18 protein-coding genes are annotated in these 23705 nt (G+C 42.2%); 13 read left to right on the top strand and 5 right to left on the bottom strand.

Going from position 1 to position 23705, the window contains the following annotated elements; all coding sequences use genetic code 11:
- Window positions 1-974, bottom strand: a 974-nt coding sequence (locus H6G14_RS04360; protein WP_190565913.1) for an S-(hydroxymethyl)glutathione dehydrogenase/class III alcohol dehydrogenase, incomplete at its 3' end; no start/stop codon positions are given.
- A gap of 285 nt (window positions 975-1259) precedes the next feature.
- Between H6G14_RS04360 and H6G14_RS04355 the strand changes: the two genes are divergently transcribed.
- Together H6G14_RS04355 and rimM are read left to right on the top strand one after the other, a co-directional pair.
- Window positions 1260-2543 (top strand): valine--pyruvate transaminase, encoded by a 1284-nt coding sequence (locus H6G14_RS04355; RefSeq protein ID WP_190565912.1) that lies wholly within the window; start codon window positions 1260-1262, stop codon window positions 2541-2543.
- Between the two features lie 3 nt (window positions 2544-2546).
- Window positions 2547-3233 (top strand): ribosome maturation factor RimM, encoded by a 687-nt coding sequence (rimM, locus tag H6G14_RS04350; RefSeq protein ID WP_190565911.1) that lies wholly within the window; start codon window positions 2547-2549, stop codon window positions 3231-3233.
- A gap of 186 nt (window positions 3234-3419) precedes the next feature.
- Here the strand turns inward: rimM and H6G14_RS04345 are convergent, their stop codons facing one another.
- Window positions 3420-4073, bottom strand: a complete 654-nt coding sequence (locus H6G14_RS04345; protein ID WP_190565910.1) for a TetR/AcrR family transcriptional regulator — start codon at window positions 4071-4073, stop codon at window positions 3420-3422.
- 100 nt (window positions 4074-4173) lie between these two features.
- Between H6G14_RS04345 and H6G14_RS04340 the strand changes: the two genes are divergently transcribed.
- From H6G14_RS04340 to H6G14_RS04320, 5 genes are all read left to right on the top strand, one after another.
- Window positions 4174-4872 carry a Coq4 family protein gene (locus H6G14_RS04340; protein WP_190565909.1) on the top strand — a complete coding sequence of 233 codons (699 nt, stop codon included), beginning with the start codon at window positions 4174-4176 and terminating at the stop codon, window positions 4870-4872.
- A gap of 158 nt (window positions 4873-5030) precedes the next feature.
- On the top strand, window positions 5031-5261 hold the full coding sequence (locus H6G14_RS04335; RefSeq protein ID WP_190565908.1) for a hypothetical protein: 231 nt from the start codon (window positions 5031-5033) through the stop codon (window positions 5259-5261).
- Window positions 5262-5379: 118 nt separating this feature from the next.
- The gene (locus tag H6G14_RS04330) at window positions 5380-7794 is read left to right on the top strand and encodes a GH116 family glycosyl hydrolase (protein WP_190565907.1); all 2415 of its coding nucleotides are present in this window, start codon (window positions 5380-5382) and stop codon (window positions 7792-7794) included.
- Window positions 7795-8722: 928 nt separating this feature from the next.
- On the top strand, window positions 8723-11857 hold the full coding sequence (locus H6G14_RS04325; RefSeq protein ID WP_190565906.1) for a cysteine peptidase family C39 domain-containing protein: 3135 nt from the start codon (window positions 8723-8725) through the stop codon (window positions 11855-11857).
- Between the two features lie 1150 nt (window positions 11858-13007).
- Window positions 13008-13487, top strand: a complete 480-nt coding sequence (locus H6G14_RS04320) for a HetP family heterocyst commitment protein (protein ID WP_190565905.1) — start codon at window positions 13008-13010, stop codon at window positions 13485-13487.
- Window positions 13488-13510: 23 nt separating this feature from the next.
- Here H6G14_RS04320 and H6G14_RS04315 read toward each other — a convergent pair whose 3' ends face one another.
- Together H6G14_RS04315 and H6G14_RS04310 are read right to left on the bottom strand one after the other, a co-directional pair.
- A complete protein-coding gene (locus H6G14_RS04315) occupies window positions 13511-14068 on the bottom strand; it encodes an HdeD family acid-resistance protein (protein ID WP_190565904.1) in 558 nt (185 codons plus the stop codon).
- A 109-nt stretch (window positions 14069-14177) separates the two neighbouring features.
- Window positions 14178-15272: an AOC03_06830 family ribosome hibernation factor gene (locus H6G14_RS04310; protein WP_190565903.1), complete on the bottom strand. Its 1095-nt coding sequence runs from the start codon at window positions 15270-15272 to the stop codon at window positions 14178-14180.
- On the opposite strand from H6G14_RS04310, the gene H6G14_RS04305 reads away from it, so the two are divergent.
- Window positions 15271-15510 carry a hypothetical protein gene (locus tag H6G14_RS04305; protein WP_190565902.1) on the top strand — a complete coding sequence of 80 codons (240 nt, stop codon included), beginning with the start codon at window positions 15271-15273 and terminating at the stop codon, window positions 15508-15510. The two genes, H6G14_RS04310 and H6G14_RS04305, sit on opposite strands and share 2 nt — an antisense overlap.
- Before the next feature lie 261 nt (window positions 15511-15771).
- Window positions 15772-16410, top strand: a complete 639-nt coding sequence (locus tag H6G14_RS04300) for a hypothetical protein (RefSeq protein WP_190565901.1) — start codon at window positions 15772-15774, stop codon at window positions 16408-16410.
- Window positions 16411-16450: 40 nt separating this feature from the next.
- On the opposite strand, the gene H6G14_RS04295 is transcribed toward H6G14_RS04300, so the two are convergent.
- Window positions 16451-17824: a response regulator gene (locus H6G14_RS04295; RefSeq protein WP_190565900.1), complete on the bottom strand. Its 1374-nt coding sequence runs from the start codon at window positions 17822-17824 to the stop codon at window positions 16451-16453.
- A gap of 604 nt (window positions 17825-18428) precedes the next feature.
- Between H6G14_RS04295 and H6G14_RS04290 the strand changes: the two genes are divergently transcribed.
- The 4 genes from H6G14_RS04290 (at window position 18429) to rfbF (ending at window position 23665) form a co-directional block, all read left to right on the top strand.
- Entirely contained in the window at window positions 18429-19103 is a 675-nt protein-coding gene (locus tag H6G14_RS04290; RefSeq protein WP_010996973.1) for a vWA domain-containing protein, read from the top strand.
- Window positions 19104-19341: 238 nt separating this feature from the next.
- Window positions 19342-20124, top strand: coding sequence for a PP2C family serine/threonine-protein phosphatase (locus tag H6G14_RS04285; protein WP_190565899.1), 783 nt, complete (start codon window positions 19342-19344; stop codon window positions 20122-20124).
- A 127-nt stretch (window positions 20125-20251) separates the two neighbouring features.
- Window positions 20252-22450, top strand: a complete 2199-nt coding sequence (locus H6G14_RS04280; RefSeq protein ID WP_190565898.1) for a tetratricopeptide repeat protein — start codon at window positions 20252-20254, stop codon at window positions 22448-22450.
- A 441-nt stretch (window positions 22451-22891) separates the two neighbouring features.
- On the top strand, window positions 22892-23665 hold the full coding sequence (rfbF, locus tag H6G14_RS04275; protein ID WP_190565897.1) for a glucose-1-phosphate cytidylyltransferase: 774 nt from the start codon (window positions 22892-22894) through the stop codon (window positions 23663-23665).
- The last annotated feature ends 40 nt before the right edge of the window (window positions 23666-23705 follow it).

Raw genomic sequence — 23705 nt, 5'->3', positions numbered from 1 at the left:
TTCGGCACATCTGTACGCCCTCTAGCGCCACCAAAAGCAGAACCTTTCCACACACGCCCAGTTACTAATTGAAAGGGACGAGTACTAATTTCTTGTCCTGCACCAGCAACACCAATAATGACACTCACACCCCAACCTTTGTGACAGCATTCTAAGGCTTGGCGCATCACGTTGACGTTACCAATACATTCAAAACTGTAATCAGCACCGCCTTTAGTTAAATCCACCAAATAAGCAACTAAATCACCCTCAACTTCTTTAGGATTAACAAAATGTGTCATCCCAAATTTCTCAGCTAAAGCCCGTTTACTGGGATTAATATCTACGCCGACAATCATATTAGCGCCCACCATCCGTGCCCCTTGGATGACGTTTAAACCAATACCCCCCAAACCAAAAACAACGACATTCGCCCCTGGTTCCACCTTGGCTGTATAAATGACTGCACCGATACCTGTCGTTACACCACAGCCAATGTAACAAACCTTGTCAAATGGCGCATCTTCCCGAATTTTGGCTACAGCAATTTCTGGTAGGACTGTGTAGTTAGCAAACGTAGATGTACCCATATAATGATGAATCATCTGCCCGTTGATACTAAAACGACTAGTCCCATCGGGCATCAAACCACGTCCTTGAGTACCACGAATTGCTTGACAAAGATTAGTCTTAAAGCTTAAACAATAGGCACATTGGCGACATTCTGGGGTGTAGAGAGGAATCACATGATCCCCTGGTTTGACGCTGGTTACACCAGCGCCCACATCTGCTACCACCCCTGCGCCTTCATGTCCTAAAATCGCTGGAAACAAACCTTCGGGATCATCTCCTGAAAGGGTGTAAGCATCGGTATGGCAAACACCACTGGCTTTAACTTCAACCAATACTTCCCCGGCTTTTGGCCCCTCTAGTTGAACGGTTTCAATTGTCAACGGCTTACCCGCGCCGTAAGCTATTGCTGCTTTCACTTCCACGAGTTAGCCCTCCTCATCAATTCAAAATTCAAAATTCAAAAAAAGCCCTTACCTGGGAGTATCTTACCTGCAACACTGAAAAATTAAAAATGATGGGGTGAGCAAGATTCTATCGAATGGTAGTTGCAGAAAATTTACATAACTTTTTTGTAAACTAACTAAAATTGCATTTTCGGCTGAGATTGGTACATTAGTTACAGGCGGCAAGCCTAGAAAATGATATCGGTCTGCTGCACTAGACTCATATTTTTGTCAACCCTTCAATTATCTTTACTGTTAAAGCTTATGAACCCTGCCCTAACTAAAATTGGCGATCAAATGTCCAACCTGACTGGTGTACGAGCGATTATGAAGGACATTATCGAAACGTTGAAGTCTGGTGGAGGGCAGGATTTAATTAATTTAAGTGCAGGCAACCCGTTGATTTTGCCAGAGGTAGAACAGTTATGGCGGGACTGCACAGCAGAACTCTTAGCAAGTCAAGAATATGGTGAAGTAGTTTGTCGCTACGGTTCTAGTCAAGGCTATGCGCCATTAATTGAAGCAGTTGTCAAAGATTTTAACCGTCGCTATGGTCTGAATTTAACCGATCGCAATATCTTAATCACTCCGGGTAGTCAAACTCTCTACTTTTATGCTGCTAATGTTTTCGGCGGTTACACTAGCAACGGCGACCTGAAGCAGATTGTTTTACCCCTGAGTCCCGATTACACTGGCTACGGTGGTATTTGTCTAGTTCCCGAAGCTTTAGTTGCTTACAAACCATCTCTAGATATTGATGCGGCAGCACACAGCTTTAAATATCGCCCCGATTTTAGCCAGGTATCTATTTCCGAAAGTACAGGCTGCGTTATCTTCTCTCGCCCTTGTAATCCTACAGGCAACGTCCTCACAGATGACGAAGTGAGAAAAATTGCTGCCCTCGCCGCCCCTTATAATGTGCCAGTGCTAATTGATTCGGCTTACGCTCCCCCATTCCCGGCGTTGAACTTCACGGATATGTCGCTGATTTTTGGGGAAAATATTCTTCATTGCACTAGCTTATCGAAAGCAGGTTTACCAGGGGAAAGAATTGGCATTGCTATCGGTAATGAAAGATTAATTCAAGTCCTAGAATCTTTCCAGACTAATGCTAGTTTACATTCCTCACGCTATGGGCAGGCGATCGCCGCTCGTGCCATTAACTCTGGTGCGTTGGCACAAATCGCGGAACAAGTCATTCGTCCCTTCTACAAAAACAAATTCGCCATCGTCGAGAATGCTTTAGAAGCCGCCATGCCTAAAGAATTACCTTGGTTCCTCCATCGCGGTGAAGGTGCTATCTTTAGTTGGCTATGGTTACAAGATTTGCCCATCACCGATTGGGAATTATACCAAGAACTGAAAAAGGTCGGGGTAATTGTCGTCCCTGGTAGTACATTCTTCCCTGGCTTAAAAGAAGAATGGGCGCACAAACACCAATGTGTCCGCATCAGCTTGACTGGTAGCGATACTGAAATCGCCCTTGGTATGCAGCGTCTAGCAAAAGCAGTCGAACAAATTTACCAGCGTACACCTGTTAGTGCCTAAGTCATGAAGCGTAAACAAGATAGTAAAGGGGCAGGGAGCAGGGGGCAGGGGGAGCAGGGGAGGCAGGGGGAGAAGTTCCCAGTTCCCAAACCCCAAACCCCAGTCCCTAGTCCCCAATTCTCAACTCCCAATCCCGACGAATGGCTACAAATTGGTAAAATCGTTTCCGCACAAGGCTTATCTGGGGAAGTACGAGTCTATCCTGACTCTGACTTTCCCGAACGCTTTGAAGTGCCGGGAACCCGATGGTTATTACGTCCGGGGCAAACAGAGCCACAACCTATAGAATTGCTGCATGGTCGTTACCTGGAGAACAAAAATTTATATGTCCTCCAGTTAGCTGGTGTGGAAAATCGCAGCCAGTCGGAAGAATTACGGGGTTGTATGTTGTTTGTACCAGCGAGCGATCGCCCAGAATTAGGCGAAGATGAATATCATGTGGTCGATTTAATCGGCATGGAAGTATTCTTACAAACCTCCGGAGATTTGGTAGGGACCGTAGTTGATGTCATCCCGGCTGGCAATGATTTACTAGAAGTGAGCCTGCATGAGCCAGTTCCTAGCGACAAAAAACCAAAAACTGTGCTAATTCCCTTTGTCAAAGCGATCGCACCAGTAGTAGATTTACAAACCCGCCGCATTGAAATTACTCCCCCACCTGGGTTGTTGGAGTTAGGAAGCGGAGCGTGAGAGGAGGCAGGGGAGCAGGGGGAGAAATGCCCAATCTCCAATCCCCAATCCCCAGTCCCTAGTAGTCTGCCAAGAGAACTTTGCAAGGTTAATAGCAGCAAAAAAAATCTCTTTCTCCCCCTGCTCCCTCTGCTTCCCCTGCTCCCCCTGCTTGCCCTAGCCCAGCAATTTTGGGTTGGTGAACTACTAGTCCCTTACCTGATGACCCAAATAATTATTGAGATAACCCAACATCAATATTTTCGTTTCTGCTAACAGCAATTGCCGCTTTGCTGGAGTCTGACTGGTAGCCAGCCATAGAAGATCACTTACTACCTTCACTACTACTAAGGCGATCGCTTGGCATTTTTCTGCTTCTAGTTTGGGATTGAGTTTAGCAAAGAAAGCAGCCAGTTCATCCACAATTCGATATTCATAGTTATCCATTGCTTCAATTGCTGAATATGTCATCAGGTTGAGCAATTGCTCATACACAGCACGATACCCCGGATGGCTGTTCATAAAGTGATCGAACGCATCGATTACCCGATCAACATACACTGCAACAGGTAATGTCTCTGCTTCTTTGGTGTGCAGTTGGGCAAACAACTGATATTCCTGTTGAAAATATCGCACAGCTAAGGCTTTGAGAATGGCTTCTTTATCGGGGAAGAACTGATACAAGGAACCAACAGGAACTTTAGCACGAGATGCGATCGCTCTTGTTGTTGTCTGCTCATATCCCATCTCAATAAATAATTCCTCGGCTGCACTCAGAATGTAATTAACTCGCTCCTGACTCCTCGCCTGCTGGGGTTGGCGGCGCATCTTGGAATTACTAGGAGAATTATTCGCTGTCATCAATCTAATTTCGCCCTTGACAAAACATGAACATTGTTCGTATATTTTAAACATGAACTTTGTTCATGTTTAATCAATCTTATTACTAGTAGCTCTTGCCATGCAAACGATAAATACTTACCCAGTTCAGCCGTTAAAACTCGACTCTGAAGTACAACGGCAGATGAATTTCCAGTTTTTGACGGCGATGAAAGCTTTTTTCACGTTACTTACGACAGAAGACAACATAGATGCGGTGGATGAACTTAGTAGCATCTTAATTCACAGCCGGGCTTTTGAATTGGCGGCGGAAAGTATGCAGACTGATCCTGAGGTAGCGCATTTGATCAAAGAGCGATATTATGCACCAGTTCACGACTTGGAACGGCTATTGCAATATCCGGATGATTCTTTGGGTTATCTCTATGCCTCGACTCTCAAAGAGTCTGGCTTTGAACGCATAGATCCCGAAATTATTGTCAATTCAGATACAGCTTACATTGAGCATCGCTGGCAGCAAACCCATGATATTTGGCATCTTGTTACAGGATTCAGTGCCAGTGGTATTGACGAAATCGGACTACAAGCCTTTTATCTAGCACAATTCCGTTTACCCTTAGCCAGTATGTTAATTGCCAATGCCTTGATGAGCGCCACCTTACTGGCTCCAGAAGACTTACCTCAGCTTCTCCAGATTATTGAACGAGGTTGGACAATGGGTTTGCAAGCCAAACCTTTATTCGCGCAAAAGTGGGAAGAAGCTTGGGAAAAACCTTTATCCCAGTGGCGGGATGAATTAAATATTCAAGCTTTTAATTAGATGCTGGAGTCAGGAAGGAAGAGGTTTAGGATATGAGTCATGAAAAGCTATTCTGCTTTTAAGTTTCACAATCCATCGTCAAGGCTGTTGACTGTCAACAGTTAACTGTTAACAGCCCTTATTAGTAGTTATGCAATTTAGACGCACATTAGCCAAGTATGAGCAAGTTTGAAAACAATAACAAACAATCTTCCTGTATTTGGTTTCGTCTCATCCGCAATACCTATCCTTGGTTATCATTACTCATACAAACTAGGCGAGTAATATTTTCCTGCGGTAATCATCAGATACGGGAAAAAGTTCGTTTTTGGCAACTTTTTTATCGGTTGGACTTTGCCAGTCTCCTAGCGATCGCTATAGAATTAACCCAGCCAGAATATTGGGCGTAAAAACATCACGTAAACCTTTGAGTTCCCAATCCCCAGTCCCCAATCCCCAAACACTTGAGAAAAATTACACATCGCGTTAAGCTTCCTTAGCGTAACTGCATACTTTTAACACCAGTTAATGACAAATCAATTCTCCCCGCAAATTCCCTCCTCTACTTGGAATCGTCCTATTGGCTTGGGTTGGGATAAACCTTATACTGTCCGCTATGCGAGTAATATTGATGATGGGCCTTGGCATGGGATGCCATTGGGTGGCTTTGGTGCTGGTTGCATTGGTCGTTCTTCGCGGGGAGACTTTAACCTATGGCACATTGACGGTGGTGAGCATATTTTCCAAAATTTTCCCGCCTGTCAATTTAGTGTATTTGAATCAAATGGCACTTCTTCTCAAGCTTATGCTTTGTCTACCCAGCCAACAGACGATGGGAGTCTGAACAGTTGGCAATGGTATCCAGCCTCTAGGGAAACGCAAACCACCGGGACATATCACGCCTTATATCCCCGTAGTTGGTTTGTGTATGAGAATGTGTTTCAGGCAGAGTTAACTTGTGAGCAGTTTTCCCCTATCTGGGCAAACAATTATCAAGAAACTAGTTACCCTGTAGCAGTATTTGTTTGGCAAGCGCATAATCCCACAAATGCGCCTATTACACTCAGTATCATGCTGACTTGGCAAAATATGGTGGGTTGGTTTACTAATGCGCTCAAATCTCCTGATGTGCGGGTGCGGGACGATGGTAGCCCAGTGTATGAGTATCAGCCGCGCTTAGGTGAAAGTGGGGGAAATTATAACTATTTAGATGAAAGTCCCCAACATCTTGGTTGCTTTTTGGGGCGGGTGGGGATGACTGAACCTTTACAGGAAGGTGAGGGGAGTTGGTGCATTGCTACTCGGAAACATCCCCTAGTGGAGATTTTTCACCATACAAAATGGAATCCTATTGGTACTGGTGAGGAAGTATGGCAAAGTTTTGCGGCGGATGGTTCATTGCCTAATTATATAGATACCACGCCAGTTATAGAGAATGAACAGTTAGGAGCCGCGATCGCTGTCCGTTTCACTCTGCAACCAGGAGAAACCCTAGAAATCCCCTTTGTGGTGAGTTGGGATTTACCTGTGACAGAGTTTGCTGCTGGTGTGAATTACTATCGCAGATATACAGACTTTTTTGGTAAAAGTGGTAATCATGCTTGGGCGATCGCAACTATTGCTCTAGAACAGTATAAAACTTGGCAACAACAAATCGAAAGTTGGCAAGACCCCATACTGAACCGGGACGATTTGCCCGACTGGTTCAAAATGGCACTGTTTAATGAGCTTTATGACCTCACCAGTGGGGGGACTCTCTGGAGTGCAGCGACACCAAGCGATCCCATCGGTCAGTTTGCGGTGCTGGAGTGCCTAGATTACCGATGGTATGAAAGTTTAGATGTGCGGCTGTATGGTTCCTTTGGGTTGTTGCAACTATTCCCGGAACTAGAAAAGGCTGTAATGCGGGCTTTTGCGCGGGCAATTCCCCAAGGGGATGATACCCCCCGTGTGATTGGTTATTACTACACCATTGGGGCAGAAAGTCCCATTGCTGTGCGTAAAACTCCAGGTGCAACACCCCACGATTTAGGCGCACCAAATGAACACGTCTGGGAGAAAACTAATTACACCAGCTATCAAGATTGTAATTTGTGGAAGGATTTAGGCTGTGATTTTGTCTTGCAAGTGTATCGGGATTTTCTGCTGACTGGTGCGGATGATGTCCAGTTTTTAAGCGATTGCTGGGATGCAATTGTGGAAACCCTTGATTATGTAAAAACATTCGATTTAGATGGGGATGGGATTCCGGAAAATTCCGGTGCGCCTGACCAAACTTTTGATGATTGGCGTTTGCAAGGAGTAAGCGCCTATTGTGGTGGCTTGTGGATGGCTGCATTGGCAGCAGCGATCGCTATCAGTGACATTTTATTACAAAATCACCAAGATTCGGAAACCAAGGAAAAGTTAGTTATACAAAAATCCACCTATGAAACTTGGTTAACGAAATCCCTACCTATCTATCAAGAAAAACTCTGGAATGGTCAATATTATCGACTAGATAGTGAAAGCGGTTCCGATGTGGTCATGGCAGATCAATTGTGTGGACAATTCTACGCTAATTTACTAGAATTACCGGAGATTGTGCCAAGCGATCGCGCTATTTCTGCACTCCAAACTGTTTATGATGCTTGCTTCCTCAAGTTTTACGATGGTCAATTTGGTGCAGCCAATGGAGTACGTCCCGATGGTTCGCCAGAAAACCCAAAAGCAACCCACCCCTTAGAAGTGTGGACAGGAATTAACTTTGGGTTAGCAGCTTTTCTAGTACAAATGGGGATGAAAGACGAAGGTTTCAGGTTGACACAAGCGGTAGTAGAGCAAATCTATAACAACGGTTTGCAATTCCGCACACCCGAAGCCATCACCGCCGCCGGCACTTTCCGCGCTAGTACCTATCTCCGCGCTATGGCTATTTGGGCAATATATTTGGTGATTGGTTAGTAAGCTAGTGCGCGTCCAAATTGCATAACTACTAATAAGGGCTGTTAACTGTCAACCGTCAACTGTTAACAGCCTTTACGATGGATTGTGCAACTTAAAAGCAGAATAGCTCATTGCATCAATTCCATGAGAATATAAAATTTTCCTTAAGTTTCTCATGGAAATAATGGAAAAAACCGGCCATCCTAATGAATAAGTCCGGTTTTTTCCAAAAAAAATACAGCTTTTTCCGCTTGATTTATCTATATTTCCAAGTTTTAGTACATCGGTGAGGGGTGACAACTATCTTGCCAATTTTGTCGTTTTTGTTAGTTTGCAGTGGGAAAAAATCTGTAACATGAGATACATAATAGCATTTATATTTGCTTTAGTATCTCTCTCTTGGGTGGGATTCTGCCTCAAATTTAAAAACCAGTGTTAACAATTTTCGGGTTTATTTTCCGGGAGTTTAATCAACCAAGGGAAAATGTAACTAATCTTTGAATATTTTCGGATACACACAAATTAAAACCAATTTTTACAGATGGTGATTTTGCTCACGTTCTTTAACACTATTACTAAATTAAAAATGGCATTAAATTTATGTTCATAGAGAACCTTTTCCAAATAAAAAAATAATTTTCCTGATTTTTTAAGAAAATTACTGTTGTAATAAATTAAAGGTGATTTAACAAGTTATAGATAGTTATTTAAAAAACTATCTACTTTTACCATTAAGTGAACTTACTCATGAATAGTCAACATCAATTAAAAATAAAGTTCATGAATACTGGTTAAAGATTCAGTAAATTTTGAGAAAATACCGGAATAAATTCTCACCTAAATATGATTTTTGAGCAACTACATTAGCAATAAATCAAAATGCTGATGTTAGATTTATTTGCCGAGAACTAAGCCAAGAGTTTACACACCAAACAGAAATTAAACTATGAATCCCTCTTCGTCGTTAAGAGTTCAGGGAGGGCTGCCAAAAGATCCCAGTGATCAGCTATCTCCCACTCCAGAAGCGGCTATCCTCAGTCTTTTGAGGTTAGTTGCAGGGGATACGAGTCTAGTTTCAGAGTTGAGCCAAAACTGGGTAGTTCGTGAGTTTCAATTAGGTGATGAACTAGCAAATTATGTTGTAGATGCAGCAACTACAGATAGTAGTAATGTTATTTATTTAGTTGGTCAAGGTAGAGTCCGGTTATTAGGGTTTAATCAAACTCTGGGGCGAGAAGTTTCTACGCAATTGGTGTCGGCTGAACAAACTTTTGGGGCAGATCATTACTTTTGTCAGCAAACATTACCATATCGAGCGATCGCTGCTAGTGATGGCTTTGTCCTCTCGACGACAACTTCTGAGTTAAAACCTTGGTTACAGGCTATCCCCCAACTCAAAAATTACTTGCAGCGCTTAACCAGTGAACGCCAAACGCTGATATTTTTTAAAACTTATACTAAACTACATTCTCTCAAAACTAAAAAACTTCAAGAATTACTACCGTATTTAATCGCTAAACATATCCCAAACGGCACAACCTTATCAGAAGCAACTCCACCGGAAAAAGGTCGTTTTTGGCTAGGGAGTGGTCAAGTACAATCAATATCAATAGCAAGTTTTTTGCCAGTGGTGGGCGATAGTTGGGGATATCCCGAATCCACATTACCAGATGGGACAGCGCAGACGGATTTGCTAGTTTACCAACTGTCTGCGGAAAATTGGGATTTGGCAAGAGCGATCGCTCCTGATTACTTTACTGAAAGCTATCAACAAGTAGAAGCGCCCGTAGAGGTGGTTAATGTTGTCCCGGCTGATAGTAAACCACAGATAGCCCTACCCAAGTTACAGAATTTACGATCGCCTACAGCGCCAGCCATAGCCACATCTGACATCGAAGATATCGACTTTCCCCAAGGAGTCAAACAACACAAATCACGGTCGTCCTACTCCTACCCATTTATTCAACAACAAAGTTCATCAGACTGTGGTGCAGCTTGTTTGGCGATGATTAGCCAATATTGGGGTAAGCGCCTAAGTCTGTATAGTTTGAGGAATTTAGCCCAGGTAGACCGCAATGGCGCATCCCTTGAAGGTTTGACAGTAGCAGCTCAAACCTTGGGTTATGATGTGCTACCAGTCCGGGGAAGTTTGCAGAAATTAGAATGGCACTACAATCCTTGGGTTGCCCACTGGCAAGGAAATCACTATGTAGTAGTGTGGCAGATTAAAGGCGATCGCATCCTGATTTCTGACCCGGCTGTAGGTAGGAAATGGGTATCACGTCCGCAATTTGAAACGAGTTGGACAGGCTACGCCTTATTATTAGACCCCACAGAACGTTTTCAAGCCCTCAAAAGTGAAAAATTTTCTCTGGGTCGCTATGGGCAAACATTGTGGAATTATCGGACAGTACTCAGACAAATAATTCTTGCCTCCTTATTGGTACAAGTTTTTGGCTTGGCAACTCCCCTGTTTACTCAGGTGATTATCGACCAAGTAATGCCTATCAAAAACTTGCCGAATTTGCATATATTTGCGTTCAGCTTTTTATGTTTGGGTATCTGGCGGACTGTCTTAACGGCGCAGCATCAAAACTTACTAGATTATTTTGCTAACCGCATAGATTTAAACTTGATTGGCAACTTTATTAACTATACGTTGCAGTTACCCTTACAATTTTTCGCCTCCCGCCAGGTAGACGACATTATTAGCCGCGTTCAAGAAAACCGGAAAATTCAACTGTTTATTAGCCGTAGGGCAATTGGGGCGGCGGTAGATATCTTGATGGTGGTGACTTATCTGGGGTTGATGACCTATTACAGTTGGCAACTCACTCTTTTAGTTCTGAGTTGGATTATCCCCGTAGTGATTTTGACTGTAGTTGCCAGTCCTTACCTTAAGCAAGCATCAAGAGAAATTTCTCAGGAATCCGCCAGACAACACTCTTCAATAGTAGAGATGATGACTGGGGTAGCCACAGTCAAAACAGCCACCGCCGAACGTCCTTTGCAGAAGTATTGGGAAGAACGGTTTTTAAAAATGTTGAAGGCGCGGTTGCGGGGACAAAAATTAGCCCATCGTTTACAAGTGACGCGGACGTTAATTAATCATGTTGGTAGCACCTTGGTTTTATGGTTTGGGGCTACTTTGGTGATGGGTGGAAAAATGTCCTTGGGACAGTTTGTGGCTTTCAATATGCTGACTGGAAATGTGACTCATCCAGTTTTGTCATTAGTTGGCTTGTGGGATGAGTTTCAAGAAATCTTGATTTCCGTGGAACGACTCAATGATGTTTATGCGGCCGTCCCAGAAGCTAGTTCCCAAACCACCTTACTGGTGATGCCGCCAATTCGGGGCGAGGTACGATTTGAGAATGTGTCGTTTCGTTATAACTCGTTTCAAGAACGTAACGCCTTACAAAATATTTCCTTTGGAGTCAAACCCCAACAAACTATCGGCATCATTGGCCAAAGTGGTTCGGGTAAAAGTACTTTAGCCAATTTATTAGCGGGTTTATATCGCCCTGATACAGGCAGAATTTGGATTGATGGACATGATATGGCTGGGGTGTCTCCCCAATCCTGGCGGACTCAGGTAGGTTTAGTAGCACAAGACAGTTTTCTCTTTTCGGGAACGATTTTAGAAAACATTACTTTGCACGATCAAGAACTGAGTTTAATCCAAGCGATCGCCGCCGCCAAGTTATCCGGCGCACATGATTTTATCCAAGCCTTACCTCTGGGTTACGATACCCAAGTGGGAGAACGAGGTTTCATGCTTTCTGGGGGACAAAGGCAAAAAATTGCGATCGCCCGTGCTTTGGTGAGAAATCCCAAAATTTTGATTTTAGATGAAGCCACTAGCGGTTTAGATGCGGAATCAGAACGCCGCTTTCAACAGAATTTAGCCCAGATTAGTCAGGAACGCACGACTTTTATCGTTTCTCACCGTCTTTCAACTGTGCGCTACGCTGACCATATTTTTGTCATAGACCAAGGAATGGTAATTGAACATGGCACTCATCAAGAACTAATGGCGATCGCTGGTCTTTATCACCACTTGGCTCAATTGCAACTATAGTCGTCATTTGTCAGTTGTCAATAGTTTTATTCTCCCCTTACCTCCCCGTTCGCGTAGCGTCCCGTAGGGAAGTTCGCCCGGTTCGCGTAAGCGTCTCATCAGAGAGAGAAACCAACGCCACTTGCTCCTCCTGACAACTTCTCTTACTGCCTCCCTTGCTACAGGTTCTTACATTTGTAAGCACATATCAAGATATCTGTCCTATTCTTTTTTCAAATCGATACGACTCACATAAAGCATACTAGCTTTTAGCGCCACAGCATAAAATCGCAAAATTGATAAAAGTTCTGGTAACAGTTTACTAGTTTTGTAAAAAAACCTTGACACTTTTATAGAAAATTTTCCGGATGTATAGTTGCAACAATACTATCTGCATCATAAATCTAGTGCAAATTTATATCTGTATACCATTGGTAAGCAACCATTAGCATTTATATATCAATGTGAAAATTTTACTGAGATTGTATTAGCTAATTTTTCACGTTAAATAATTGCTTATCAACCTATTTAGTGGTAAATTCTCTTAGTAGGTTTAAAGTTTCAAAAGCACAGTAGGCGAGGGGTCTAACCCCTCATTACCTAGTAAAAAATGCTCAAAAACCCCATCAATATAGCGTATAACTCAACATTAAAAATATTCAGTAAAATTGAGTAATAAAATTCTGATTACGGGTGACATTCATGAAAAAAGATAGTATAAATACTAATATGACTCTGAATAGAGTATGGAGAAGCAACGATGATGTTTAAAATTAAAAGATATACAATAACTCTAGTGCTTCACCTATACTTAAGTAAGTAAAAATTTCATAAAATAATCAGGGATAAAAATTACAAGATTTGCTGAGCGAATAACAGTAATTCTTATGTAAATAAGGGTATGAATAGACATTTACCTGTCATCAAAGCAAACGATAAGGGGCAGTTAAGAGATGAAGCTAAAACGTGATTATACTGATAAAAATTTAGCTTTGAAAATCCCATTACTTAATAGTAATGATGTCGCTTTATTATCTAATAACCCAGCAAAGATATTTACAAGTATCAAAATGCCCTCGTAATAATTACCAAGTTCATAATTCAACATAACTACTAAGGTTTATTAGTTCACGCAATCGCTGAGATACTTTCATCCAAAACAACAACAACCATGAACCAAAATACTACAGGCATAACCAACTACAACAAAGCTATCAATCCTCAACAATTTGACAAAGTGGTTGAAGCAATTCTGGCTGGTAAATACTCTTGGGCTTGTGTCCTCATGCTGCGCTTTGCTGGGTATAATCCTATGCACTACATTCCCTACCGCACATATAACCGCTTACTCAAAGAAAACTCCGAAGCCAGCAAAGTACAACAACAGCAACACGATAATCTCAAAAACACTCAAGTAGCTGCTGTTTCTAGGTCTAATACTAATATGCCGTCCAGTTGCTTAAGTAAGATTAAAGACTTAGCCTATCTGGAAGTAGTAGGCAAGCAAACCACAGAAATTCATGGCGGTAATTTAGATCAGTGGTTAACAGAACAAGTTCATGAGTTTCAAGATATGTACTTGGAACCACAAGCAATATCTAATCAAGACATTACCTTCAAACTATCTGACCTAGATTTTATTCATAATTGAAGAAAATCTCCCCCAAGCCACGACTAACTAGCAAGTGTCCGCCGAGCAGTCAGGGCAGAGGCTAACAAAGAGATGCCGCTCATGAGCAGGCTAATACCGACGTATAGACCTATCAGCCAGATAGCACTGAAGGGCCAGCGATTCAGCACCATGATACCCAAAATTAGAGTAACGACTCCGTTTAACGCCACCAGCCAAGACATCCTGTGTCCGGCTCGGTGGGTAAACGCCATAATGATGGTAAAAATACCCTCAACAACAAATAGAATACCAAAAGCGAAGGTCAACGCTAGTAGCGCGGATTTCAGATTCAACAGAATGTAAATACCTGCAATAGCGTAAAAAATACCCACAATCAAATTCAGCCAAAACCCCCTTACTGGTTTTGATGGAAACGACTCAACAATCATCACAACGCCACTAATCAGGGTAATCCAACCAATGAGGGATGTAAAAAATGCCGACGCTATACCAGGCATTAGAATCGCTAGAACACCTAGAATAATCAGACCAAGGCTTAGAGCAATTACCCATCCAGTCGATTTTTGGATATCTACTTCAGATTGAAAATCACTAGTCATAAGACTCACCTCGTTTTTTCACAACGTATTTAGCTTGTAACTGAGATTGAAACAGCCAGCCTCAAGCTAGGAAACGCGGGAGGTTGAGTCTAACTGTAGAAATTTGACATTAATACCGAAAAATCAAAGCAATTCGCTGATGAATGGATAGTACTTCATCATCCACAATGGCAACCTTTCCCCCCTTAGCCAAGACAACTTCGATAATTTCATCGACAGCATCATCCATCACATCTGTCCCGCCCGGTTGATCCACTAACTCAAACCTGCCATCTTCAGTTAATATCGCTGGTACATGGTAGTTCTTTTCAACTAAAAGCAATTTCCCCCGACCTTCTTGTGCTAATCGCCACACTTCCCCAATTGTAGAAACGACGCTTTGAGTACCCATTGCGTCGTCTAATGCCTGAAGTGCCTCAGCTTGTTGCGCCTCCTGAACGGACTGCATAATTGACCACACCTGAGGAGTCAATTCGTGAATAGTCGCTCTATCAAAATTGCCTCTCAACGTTCCAGCGTAGGCGTAGCCCCTCGTAGACATTGCTTGAGTATTTTGAGAAACTTCTTGGAAGAAAGATATTTGCCGCTCAACCCCTCCCACAATCAACGGTAGTGAGTCATTCTCATAGAGCGTCAATGCACTGTTTACCTGCTGAAAAAATCTGCGATACCTATCGTCTCGATAGCTAGAATCAGTCTCATAGGGAAGCGGGGTGGTGGCTCCAGGGCCTGTCATTTGCATGGGGAAGTTTTCATCGTTAACCTCCTCAAGGGTTTCTCCTGTCCCAGCGAACAAGCGGGTGGATGCCTGACTCAACAGCAAAACCCAATAACGATGCTCCCGATGCCTTCCATAGACCAAATCTCGTGTTGCAAAGGTTTGATCAATCACAACCCTTGCAGGTACAGGAAAAGGCAGGTAATAAAGCTTGGCAAAGTCATGGCTGACGTATAGTGCCAACCCATCTAGGGTGTGGGGGTAGTCAATCTCGCTCACCAGAGTTTCAAGCTGCTTTAACAATGGTTCTAACTGGCGGCTAGTAAATTCTTTGTCAAGCCGCCTTGTTGCCTCACTTACCAGATTTTTCACCAGAATGGGATCTTGTTTGTTATCGGGTGATGTCCGATGAGTCGGCAATAGGATAGAAAGTGCTGGAACCTTAGTCAAAGACTGCAACTGCTTGAGATCCTGATGAGTAATCATGGATATCTCTTCTCAATTTTTAGTAGTGGTTCAACTGCTTCAAATGTTAAAGACAGTACCACTCGTCATTCCTCTACCCAAAATAGGAGATTGCATCGACAGTTTTATTGACAAAGTAATTAGCGATCGCTTCTGTACGACTATACTAGGACACCTCAGTATAGTGAAGAAACGTCCAGATAAAGTAGGCGGATTCTCAAGGAAGATCCGCCTATTACAACAAACAACAACACTATGAACTAATTCATCATGGCAGTGATTGGGCGTGCTTTAAAATACTTTTTGTATAAAAAGCATTGAAGTTATGAATAAATTGCATAAACAATAAGATAGGTAAGAACTTACCCTGTAAACACCACAGATAACTGCTACCCTCTGGGTCTCTCCTGCCGGTTCAATAGTTGTGTGCGCTCTACTCAAGTTGTTTATTTAGCGGAAATATTCTTTTGGGGATTGAATCTATCAATGTAACCAAAACTCAACACATGAGTTCACAAAAATGAAAGTAGTGTATAAACCAGTATTAAATTCCATCATGATGGGTTTGATCATAGTAGGAGGAATATCTGACAAACCTGGACTTGCTTCTTCTGTAACCTTGGAAGAAGCGGCGAAATTAGAAGTATCTACACCGACAATTGTCTCACAAAGCCAAGGAGTGTATCGGAGCGATCGCTTTCTGTTTCGGTTTACCTATTCCTCCAAAGATTTTGTCATAGATAATGATATCTCTACACCTTCAAATGGTATTGATGCTCCATTCGCTACTATTGATGTTTGGACTAAACAGCACGCTCAGAAAATTCGCGCCGGAGCCTATGAAGGCGGTACCGAATACCCTGCTAATGTCAGCATTAGAGTTTACAACAACCCAAAAAAATTACCTTTGCAGCAATGGGTTAAGCAGAGCAATCAATTTACCATGAGCCGCGATTTCAAAATTGCCAGAATTGCGGGTAAAACTGGGATTAAATTTCAGTCCAGTGGCTTGTATGAAAACGAAAGTGTTGTCTTTATCAACCCTAAAGACGCTCGGATTATAGTTGTATCATTATCGAAAAATAGTACTAATGATGATGCAGTCTATCGCAGAGCTTACCAACAAATCGTCAACTCTTTCATTTTTGTCAACAGATAGAAATTAATTTCTATCTACTTAACTTCTATATATGAACTAATTAAGCTAAGTGCATAAACACGATCTTTAATAATTCTGCACGGGTGAAAGGTTTAGTGAGATATCCAGATGCACCAGCTAATCTGGCTCTGACTTTATCAACTAATCCCTTATAACTTGTCACGAATATAATTGGCGTATTTTTAAACATAGAATTATTGCGGATAATCTTACACAATTCATAGCCGTCAATACCAGCCATATTCAGATCCAATAAAATCAAGTCTGGTTTGTGTCTGATAATGGACATAGCGGCCTTGAGTGGATCATTGATAGCAATGACCGTGAAATTTTCACTTTCTAAGAAATAGCTAATTTCTTTAAGAATTGTCGGGCTATCATCTACAGAAACGATTTTATAAACTTGTCGAATAGTTCCGGTAGCAGGCGTTACTCTTTCCGGAATAGAATTTGTGGTATTTGATAATGTTAGTTCCTGATGGCTTGCTTTGGCAGGAGTATAGGTTTGTGGTAATCGCACCACAGGAGCTAAATTATCTACTGTAAGAATTGGGGTGATTGGTGTAGCATTACTACTGAGTTCTACGACTGTATCTACTAATTTTCTACTCAGTAATGCAGTTGTGTATTTAGGAGTTAATGTTGATTCTGCTAGAATTTTGGGTAATTGGTCAAATGGTGGATCTGGTTCATGTAATATAATCTCTCCGGTGAGGATGTAAGGATATAAATTTTGAGCTAACTGGATTTCATCTTGATTCATAATTATAGCCAGATGACGCAGGCTGAAACCCTTCATCCAGTAAGTTAATTTTGGCTGGAGTTCTGGAGAATTTTTACCGTTAATCAACAGATAGGGACGTTGATAGGGTGATGTGATTTTTGGTAAGTAAGATTGCCAATTTTGTAGTCTAATTTGACAACGTTCCATTACCTTAGCTGCATCAAGTCGGCAAATTCCGGGTAATTTCACCTGTGAATTACTTAATTCATAAGTGCCATTTTTAATTAACAGAAATGATTCAATTACATCCTTAACTAATTCTTGAATCAGCATGGTGGCTTGTGCAGTATCTAAATACTCTTGCTCGACAAGCCAATTAACAGCTTGGTAATCAGGGGGCTGAACAGTATCGCCGGCATTTTGCACTTCGGTTTCAAACAGCAAGCGTAACTGCACCCGAATTTCATTTGTCACTTGAGGAAATTGTTGACTGAGGCGGCGCAAATGGCGTTCTAATCTATCGAATGGTTCTATAGAATGAGTTGCATAGCTGATTGTTCCATCTTCTAAGTAAATTGACCAAATGACTGAGTTGCTAAAAGCTTGTAAACAAGTGGTGTCAAAACAACTAGATAAATGTCTTAACAAACCCTGAGGACTTAGTGCTGTAAATGTGCCGTGATGGTTCATATTGTTAATTACTTTTTCAAAAGATACAGGATTTATGTCCGGATTTGGAACTTTTACTATGAGATATTCATGATATTTAGATATTTTTTTAGGTTCTTATAGAGTGAAGACAGACAAATCTTTTACTAACTAGAAACTTCAGGCACTCACGATGATGTCAACTTGCAAACTATGTACTGAAGCCTGATTTTTTTAACAATTTTTGCATTCAAGTTCCCTTGGTTACATTAGGTATTTTATTCATGGTGATTAATGTAATTAGTAATTTATTTTCTATATAGAAAAATAAAAATTCCACACAAAATCTTTAAAAATTTATGTAGGCAAAATCAAACTATTTATTATATTCTGTGGTTGCTCTATATAAATTTTGATAGATGGATTAATGTCTCGAACGAAAACCGATGATTTATTTTTGACTCTACATTTTGATTAAGATTTCCTTAAATCTGTAGAGCTTTCGGTGAGAAGGATCTTTATTAATGAAGATTAAACCAGCTACCGCCAAACATCTACCTGTGGTCTTGTCGGCTTCGGCTGTGGAAACTATATACTTTGAAAAAAGGAAAATAGAGCTTTGGACTATAACATAACACAAAACGTTATGAATGATACTTTGACCCTAGATGAAGTAGTAGAGTTTGCTGAGAACCCAGAACCGCGCTGTCCTTGCGTGTTGTTGCTCGATACATCTGGCTCGATGCAAGGCGCTGCTATAGAAGCTCTAAATCAGGGCTTGCTCAGTTTGAAAGATGAGCTGATGAAAAATTCCATAGCAGCTAGACGGGTAGAAATTGCGATCGTTACTTTTGATAGTCATATCAATGTAATACAAGACTTTGTAACTGCCGATCAATTTAACCCACCAATTCTGACAGCGCAAGGATTAACCAGTATGGGTGCTGGTATTCACAAAGCGTTGGATATGGTACAAGAGCGCAAATCTTTGTATCGTGCCAACGGTGTTGCTTACTATCGTCCTTGGGTGTTTATGATTACTGATGGTGAACCACAAGGTGAACTAGATCATTTAGTAGAACAAGCAGCGTTGCGTTTACAAGGTGATGAAGTTAATAAACGTGTGGCATTTTTCAGCGTAGGTGTGGAAAATGCGAACATGACAAGGCTGAATCAAATAGCTGTCAGAACGCCACTGAAACTGAAAGGACTGAACTTTATTGAAATGTTTGTTTGGCTATCGGCTAGTATGTCGGCAGTTTCTCATTCGCAAATTGACGAGCAGGTAGCGCTACCGCCGATTGGCTGGGGATCTATCTAATAGGAGTTACGCATGAAGACGAAGAATCGAGAGTATGGGGAGGGGTGCAGGGGTATAGGGGTACAAGGGTACAGGGGTACAAGGGTATAGGGGTAATCAAAATCCTCACACCCTTACACCCTTACACCCTTACACCCCTTACACCCTTACACCCCTTACACCCCTTACACCCTTACACCTCATTGCGTAGTTCCATTGCGGCTTGACACTTACACAGCTAGCTGACACAACAAACTATATGAAAACATCAAAACAGAATCCTCATTGGCAGGTAGTCGCCGCTTCTGTCTGTGGAACAAGCCACATGAAAACTAAGCAGTTGTGTCAGGATGCTCACCACTGGCAATTATTACCGGGGAATGTTTTGGTGGCGGCGGCCGCAGATGGGGCGGGTTCTGCAAGTCAAGGGAAAGTTGGAGCGATGGTAGCGGTAGAAACAGCGATTGAGAGTTTATCGCTGAGAGATATTACCAGAGATTCCCTGGCTGATGATGAAACTGTGCGATCGCTTTTAACTGAGGCTTTGCTGGCTGCGAAGAAAGCTGTGGAAGATGAAGCAGCAGCTTGTCAAAAACAGCCTCAGGATTTAGCGACTACCTTAATTATTGCGATCGCCTCACCAGAAATGGTAGCAGCTGCACAAATCGGTGATGGGATGGCAGTAGCGAAGGATCATTTGGGCAACTTACTGGCATTAACCATCCCAGATAACGGCGAATACATTAACGAGACAACTTTTTTAACGTCACCAGGTGCGTTAGAAACGGCACAGATGCGATTATGGCGCGAAACCATCGTCAACATTGGACTCCTCACCGATGGGCTGCAAATGCTGGCTTTAAATATGGTTGTTAGTGAACCTCACAAACCCTTCTTTTTTCCGTTATTCGACTTTGTAAAAAACGCCGAAGATCAAGCAGAAGCAAAAGAGCAGTTAGTCAAGTTTCTAAGCTCTGAGCGGATTACACAACGTACTGACGATGATTTAACGCTAATTATAGGTTCCTTTAATCATTTGTAAAGGTGTGTCAGTGGTCAGTTGTCAGTTGTCAGTTGTCAATGGTTTTCTTCTCCCCCTGCCCCCCTGCTCCCCTGCTCCCTGCCCCCCTGCCCCCTGCCTTTCTTATACCCTTAACCGTAATTTAATCATGAAGGTACTACGTTATCTTCCTCAGGAAGAGATTATCAGCCTCAGCGTGAGTTTGGGGCGTGGCGGTGAAGCGTGCATTTATGCTGTGCCGTCGGCGGGTGATTGTGTGGCAAAGATTTATCACAAGCCGACAGTTGCCCACGCCAGCAAACTCCGGGCGATGCTGGCTAACCCACCAGAAAATCCTACAGCTAGTTTGGGTCATATTTCCATTGCTTGGCCGCAAGAATTATTATGGGGAGCCGATGAAAGCGATCGCGTTATTGGCTTTTTGATGCCCCGTATTCGGGGGATGCGTCCCATCATCGACTTTTACAACCCCCGGACTCGCCGTCAACACTGTCCTCTATTTAATTATCAGTACCTACTGCGGACAGCGCGGAATTTGGCGGCGGCTTTTGCGGCTCTACATAATAGCGGCTATTCTGTAGGCGATGTCAACGAATCTAATATCTTGGTAAGTGACACAGCCCTGGTTACCTTGGTAGATACGGATTCTTTCCAGGTATGTGACCCGGATAATGATATTGTTTATCGTTGCCCGGTAGGGAAACCAGAGTTTACTCCACCAGAACTACAGAATAAAATCTTTGCTCATCACGATCGCCAAGCTACTCATGATTTATTTGGTTTAGGGGTGCTAATCTTCCAACTGCTGATGGAAGGTACTCATCCCTTTTCTGGTATTTATCAAGGCATTCCTGAACCACCACCTTATGAAGCCAGAATTGCGTCGGGACATTTCACCTATAGTAAAAAACGGCAAGTACCTTACCTACCTACTCCCATCGCCCCGCCTTGGGAAATTCTCCATCCCAGCTTACAAGCGCTGTTTATTCGTTGTTTTGAGGATGGTCACAACGAACCCCAACTGCGCCCTAATGCCCAAGCTTGGCTGTCGGCGATAGCTGAGGCTGAAGATTCCCTGACTACCTGCACAGTTAATTCTCAACATCACTACAGCAATCACCTGCACAGTTGCCCTTGGTGCGAACGTGCTTTACGCTTGGGTGGTCGTGACCCGTTTCCTTCGGTGCAAGCGATTGAAAATAGAGAACATCTCCGCCCCCGCATCCCCACCAAGAGACGCTATGGCCACGGGAATCAGCCTGCTAACTTGCCGCAGCCAGTGATGCCAATATACCAAAACAACTGGCACTCACCCATCCCCAGTTTTTCACCTTACCGCAATCGCTGGAAAGGAAAGTTTTATCCGGTAGTTTTTTGTTTGTTGGGTTTTGGGGTTTTGGGATACTTGGATGTGGTGACAAAATTTACTAGTCCTTTAGTATCGCGCAATAATTATGCTCAACAGGCACTGATGCCTCAGCAAGCCAGTGGTAATACTGCCCTGAGTTTTGCAGAGTATTATCAACAGGGTCATACTGCTTACCAAGTGCGTGATTATAAACAGGCAGTAGATAACTTCACCCATGCCATTAAGCAGGAACCAACAAACGCCAAAGCGTTGGTGAACCGAGGTAATGCCCGTTACAACCTGAAAGACTATGAAGGTGCTTTAGCCGATTACACTGCGGCTTTACAAATTAATCCCAAGGAAATCAAAGCTTTTGTGAATCGGGGTAACTCCCGCTTGATGCTGGCTGAATATAGCAATGACCCTGACCAACAGTATAGATTAGCGATCGCCGACTTTAATCATGCCCTGAAAATCAACGGAAAGGAAGCTGAAGCTTATATCCGTCGGGGGATTGTGCGAATGCAAATGGCTAAATATAGCAGCGATACTCTCAAAGATTACCAAGAAGCGATCGCCGATTTTGACCAAGCCCTGAAACTTAATCCCGCGAAAACCGAAGCTTACTTTCAGCGTGCTTCTGTCCGTTATCTCATTGCCCAATATACAGGTGATTCGACAAAGGAATATGATCAGGCGATCGCGGATTTTGATCAAGCATTAAAAATTAACGACAAACTAGCCAAAGTGTATCTCAAACGCGGTATGGTGCGCTACGAATTAGCACAAATTACTAGTAATAAATCTGATGTTAATAATGCCAAAGCCCTTGCAGATTTACAGCTAGCCGCCAAACTTTCTTTAGAACAAGAAGATACAGAAAGTTATCAACAAGCACTCAGCAGTATCTGTATCATTGAGGAAAGCAAATGTAATGCTTTATTCCAAAGTTCTACAATGCGGGGATATGCCAGCACAGACTTGACGGCAAAACAGTAATTATTTGTTAGTTGTCAGTTGTTAATAATCAATCGTTTACATCGTAATTCAAGTTAATTTTTGTTGGCTTAGTCTGTGCCTACACTTAAAAATTCAAGTGTATCTAGGGTGTGTTATCACTTAGGATAACGCACCCTACGTGTATTGCAAAATTACAGATAATGTTCAACATTCTATCATTCATAATTTAGCCCTGTACCCTTTATTTTTAACCACTGACAACTGACCACTAACAACTGACAACTAACAATTAATTCATTTACTAAGCTTTCATATCTAAAAGATTTATATTTACTCATTCTTTATACAAAAGCCCAGAATAACAGTTAGATTATGTACGGAGAAAAAGAAAAGAGCAACGAAATTTTCTCCCATCCATGTGCATCCTCTTCATCCTGATATTCAAAAATTAATCTAACTGCAAATCCCCAAGGTAATTGTATGAAAGCGGTGATTTTGGCTGGAGGGCTTGGTACACGCCTCAGTGAAGAAACCAGTATCAAGCCTAAGCCGATGGTAGAAATTGGTGGTAAGCCAATTCTTTGGCACATCATGAAAACTTATTCTGCCCACGGAATTAATGATTTTATTATTTGTTGTGGTTACAAAGGTTACGTGATTAAGGAGTATTTTGCTAACTACTTCTTACATATGTCTGATGTAACTTTTGATATGCGTTTTAACCAAATGAATATTCATTCTGGTTACGCTGAACCTTGGCGCGTCACATTGGTAAACACAGGTGATAATACTATGACTGGTGGACGCTTAAAACGTGTCCGCGAACATCTAGGTAATGACACTTTTTGTTTTACCTATGGTGACGGTGTATGTGATATTAATATCACCGAATTAATTAAGTTTCATCAAGAACAAAAGAGTTTGGCAACTCTGACAGCAGTCCAACCAGCAGGACGTTTCGGGGCGATTTCCCTGGGATATGAACAAACTAAAATAACCAGTTTCCGGGAAAAGCCTGAAGGTGATGGTGCCTGGATTAACGGCGGTTATTTTATCTTAGAACCAGAAGTTATAGATTTAATTGCTGATGATGCTACCGTTTGGGAGAAAGAACCACTAGAAAAATTAGCAGATATGGAAGAATTATCTGCTTTTAAACACAATGGTTTTTGGCAGCCAATGGATACATTGCGCGATAAAAACTATCTAGAAGAGTTATGGAAAAATAACCAAGCTCCTTGGAAAGTTTGGTAGCTAACAGTACACGGAATTCAAAAAAACATTTTGGCATTTT

This window comes from Nostoc parmelioides FACHB-3921, assembly GCF_014696625.1.
GTDB lineage: Bacteria > Cyanobacteriota > Cyanobacteriia > Cyanobacteriales > Nostocaceae > Trichormus > Trichormus parmelioides.
This window is presented reverse-complemented; position numbering and strand designations above follow the sequence as displayed.

Bases quoted from the DNA above. Each gene is read 5' to 3' on its own strand.
- H6G14_RS04305 (WP_190565902.1), top strand. From the start codon at position 15,271: ATGGATATCTCTTCTCAATTTTTAGTAGTGGTTCAACTGCTTCAAATG.
- rimM (WP_190565911.1), top strand. From the start codon at position 2,547: ATGAAGCGTAAACAAGATAGTAAAGGGGCAGGGAGCAGGGGGCAGGGG.
- H6G14_RS04315 (WP_190565904.1), bottom strand. From the start codon at position 14,068: ATGACTAGTGATTTTCAATCTGAAGTAGATATCCAAAAATCGACTGGA.
- H6G14_RS04310 (WP_190565903.1), bottom strand. From the start codon at position 15,272: ATGATTACTCATCAGGATCTCAAGCAGTTGCAGTCTTTGACTAAGGTT.
- H6G14_RS04355 (WP_190565912.1), top strand. From the start codon at position 1,260: ATGAACCCTGCCCTAACTAAAATTGGCGATCAAATGTCCAACCTGACT.
- H6G14_RS04340 (WP_190565909.1), top strand. From the start codon at position 4,174: ATGCAAACGATAAATACTTACCCAGTTCAGCCGTTAAAACTCGACTCT.
- H6G14_RS04300 (WP_190565901.1), top strand. From the start codon at position 15,772: ATGAAAGTAGTGTATAAACCAGTATTAAATTCCATCATGATGGGTTTG.
- H6G14_RS04295 (WP_190565900.1), bottom strand. From the start codon at position 17,824: ATGAACCATCACGGCACATTTACAGCACTAAGTCCTCAGGGTTTGTTA.
- H6G14_RS04345 (WP_190565910.1), bottom strand. From the start codon at position 4,073: ATGACAGCGAATAATTCTCCTAGTAATTCCAAGATGCGCCGCCAACCC.
- H6G14_RS04330 (WP_190565907.1), top strand. From the start codon at position 5,380: ATGACAAATCAATTCTCCCCGCAAATTCCCTCCTCTACTTGGAATCGT.
- H6G14_RS04325 (WP_190565906.1), top strand. From the start codon at position 8,723: ATGAATCCCTCTTCGTCGTTAAGAGTTCAGGGAGGGCTGCCAAAAGAT.
- rfbF (WP_190565897.1), top strand. From the start codon at position 22,892: ATGAAAGCGGTGATTTTGGCTGGAGGGCTTGGTACACGCCTCAGTGAA.
- H6G14_RS04280 (WP_190565898.1), top strand. From the start codon at position 20,252: ATGAAGGTACTACGTTATCTTCCTCAGGAAGAGATTATCAGCCTCAGC.
- H6G14_RS04285 (WP_190565899.1), top strand. From the start codon at position 19,342: ATGAAAACATCAAAACAGAATCCTCATTGGCAGGTAGTCGCCGCTTCT.
- H6G14_RS04320 (WP_190565905.1), top strand. From the start codon at position 13,008: ATGAACCAAAATACTACAGGCATAACCAACTACAACAAAGCTATCAAT.
- H6G14_RS04290 (WP_010996973.1), top strand. From the start codon at position 18,429: ATGAATGATACTTTGACCCTAGATGAAGTAGTAGAGTTTGCTGAGAAC.
- H6G14_RS04335 (WP_190565908.1), top strand. From the start codon at position 5,031: ATGAGCAAGTTTGAAAACAATAACAAACAATCTTCCTGTATTTGGTTT.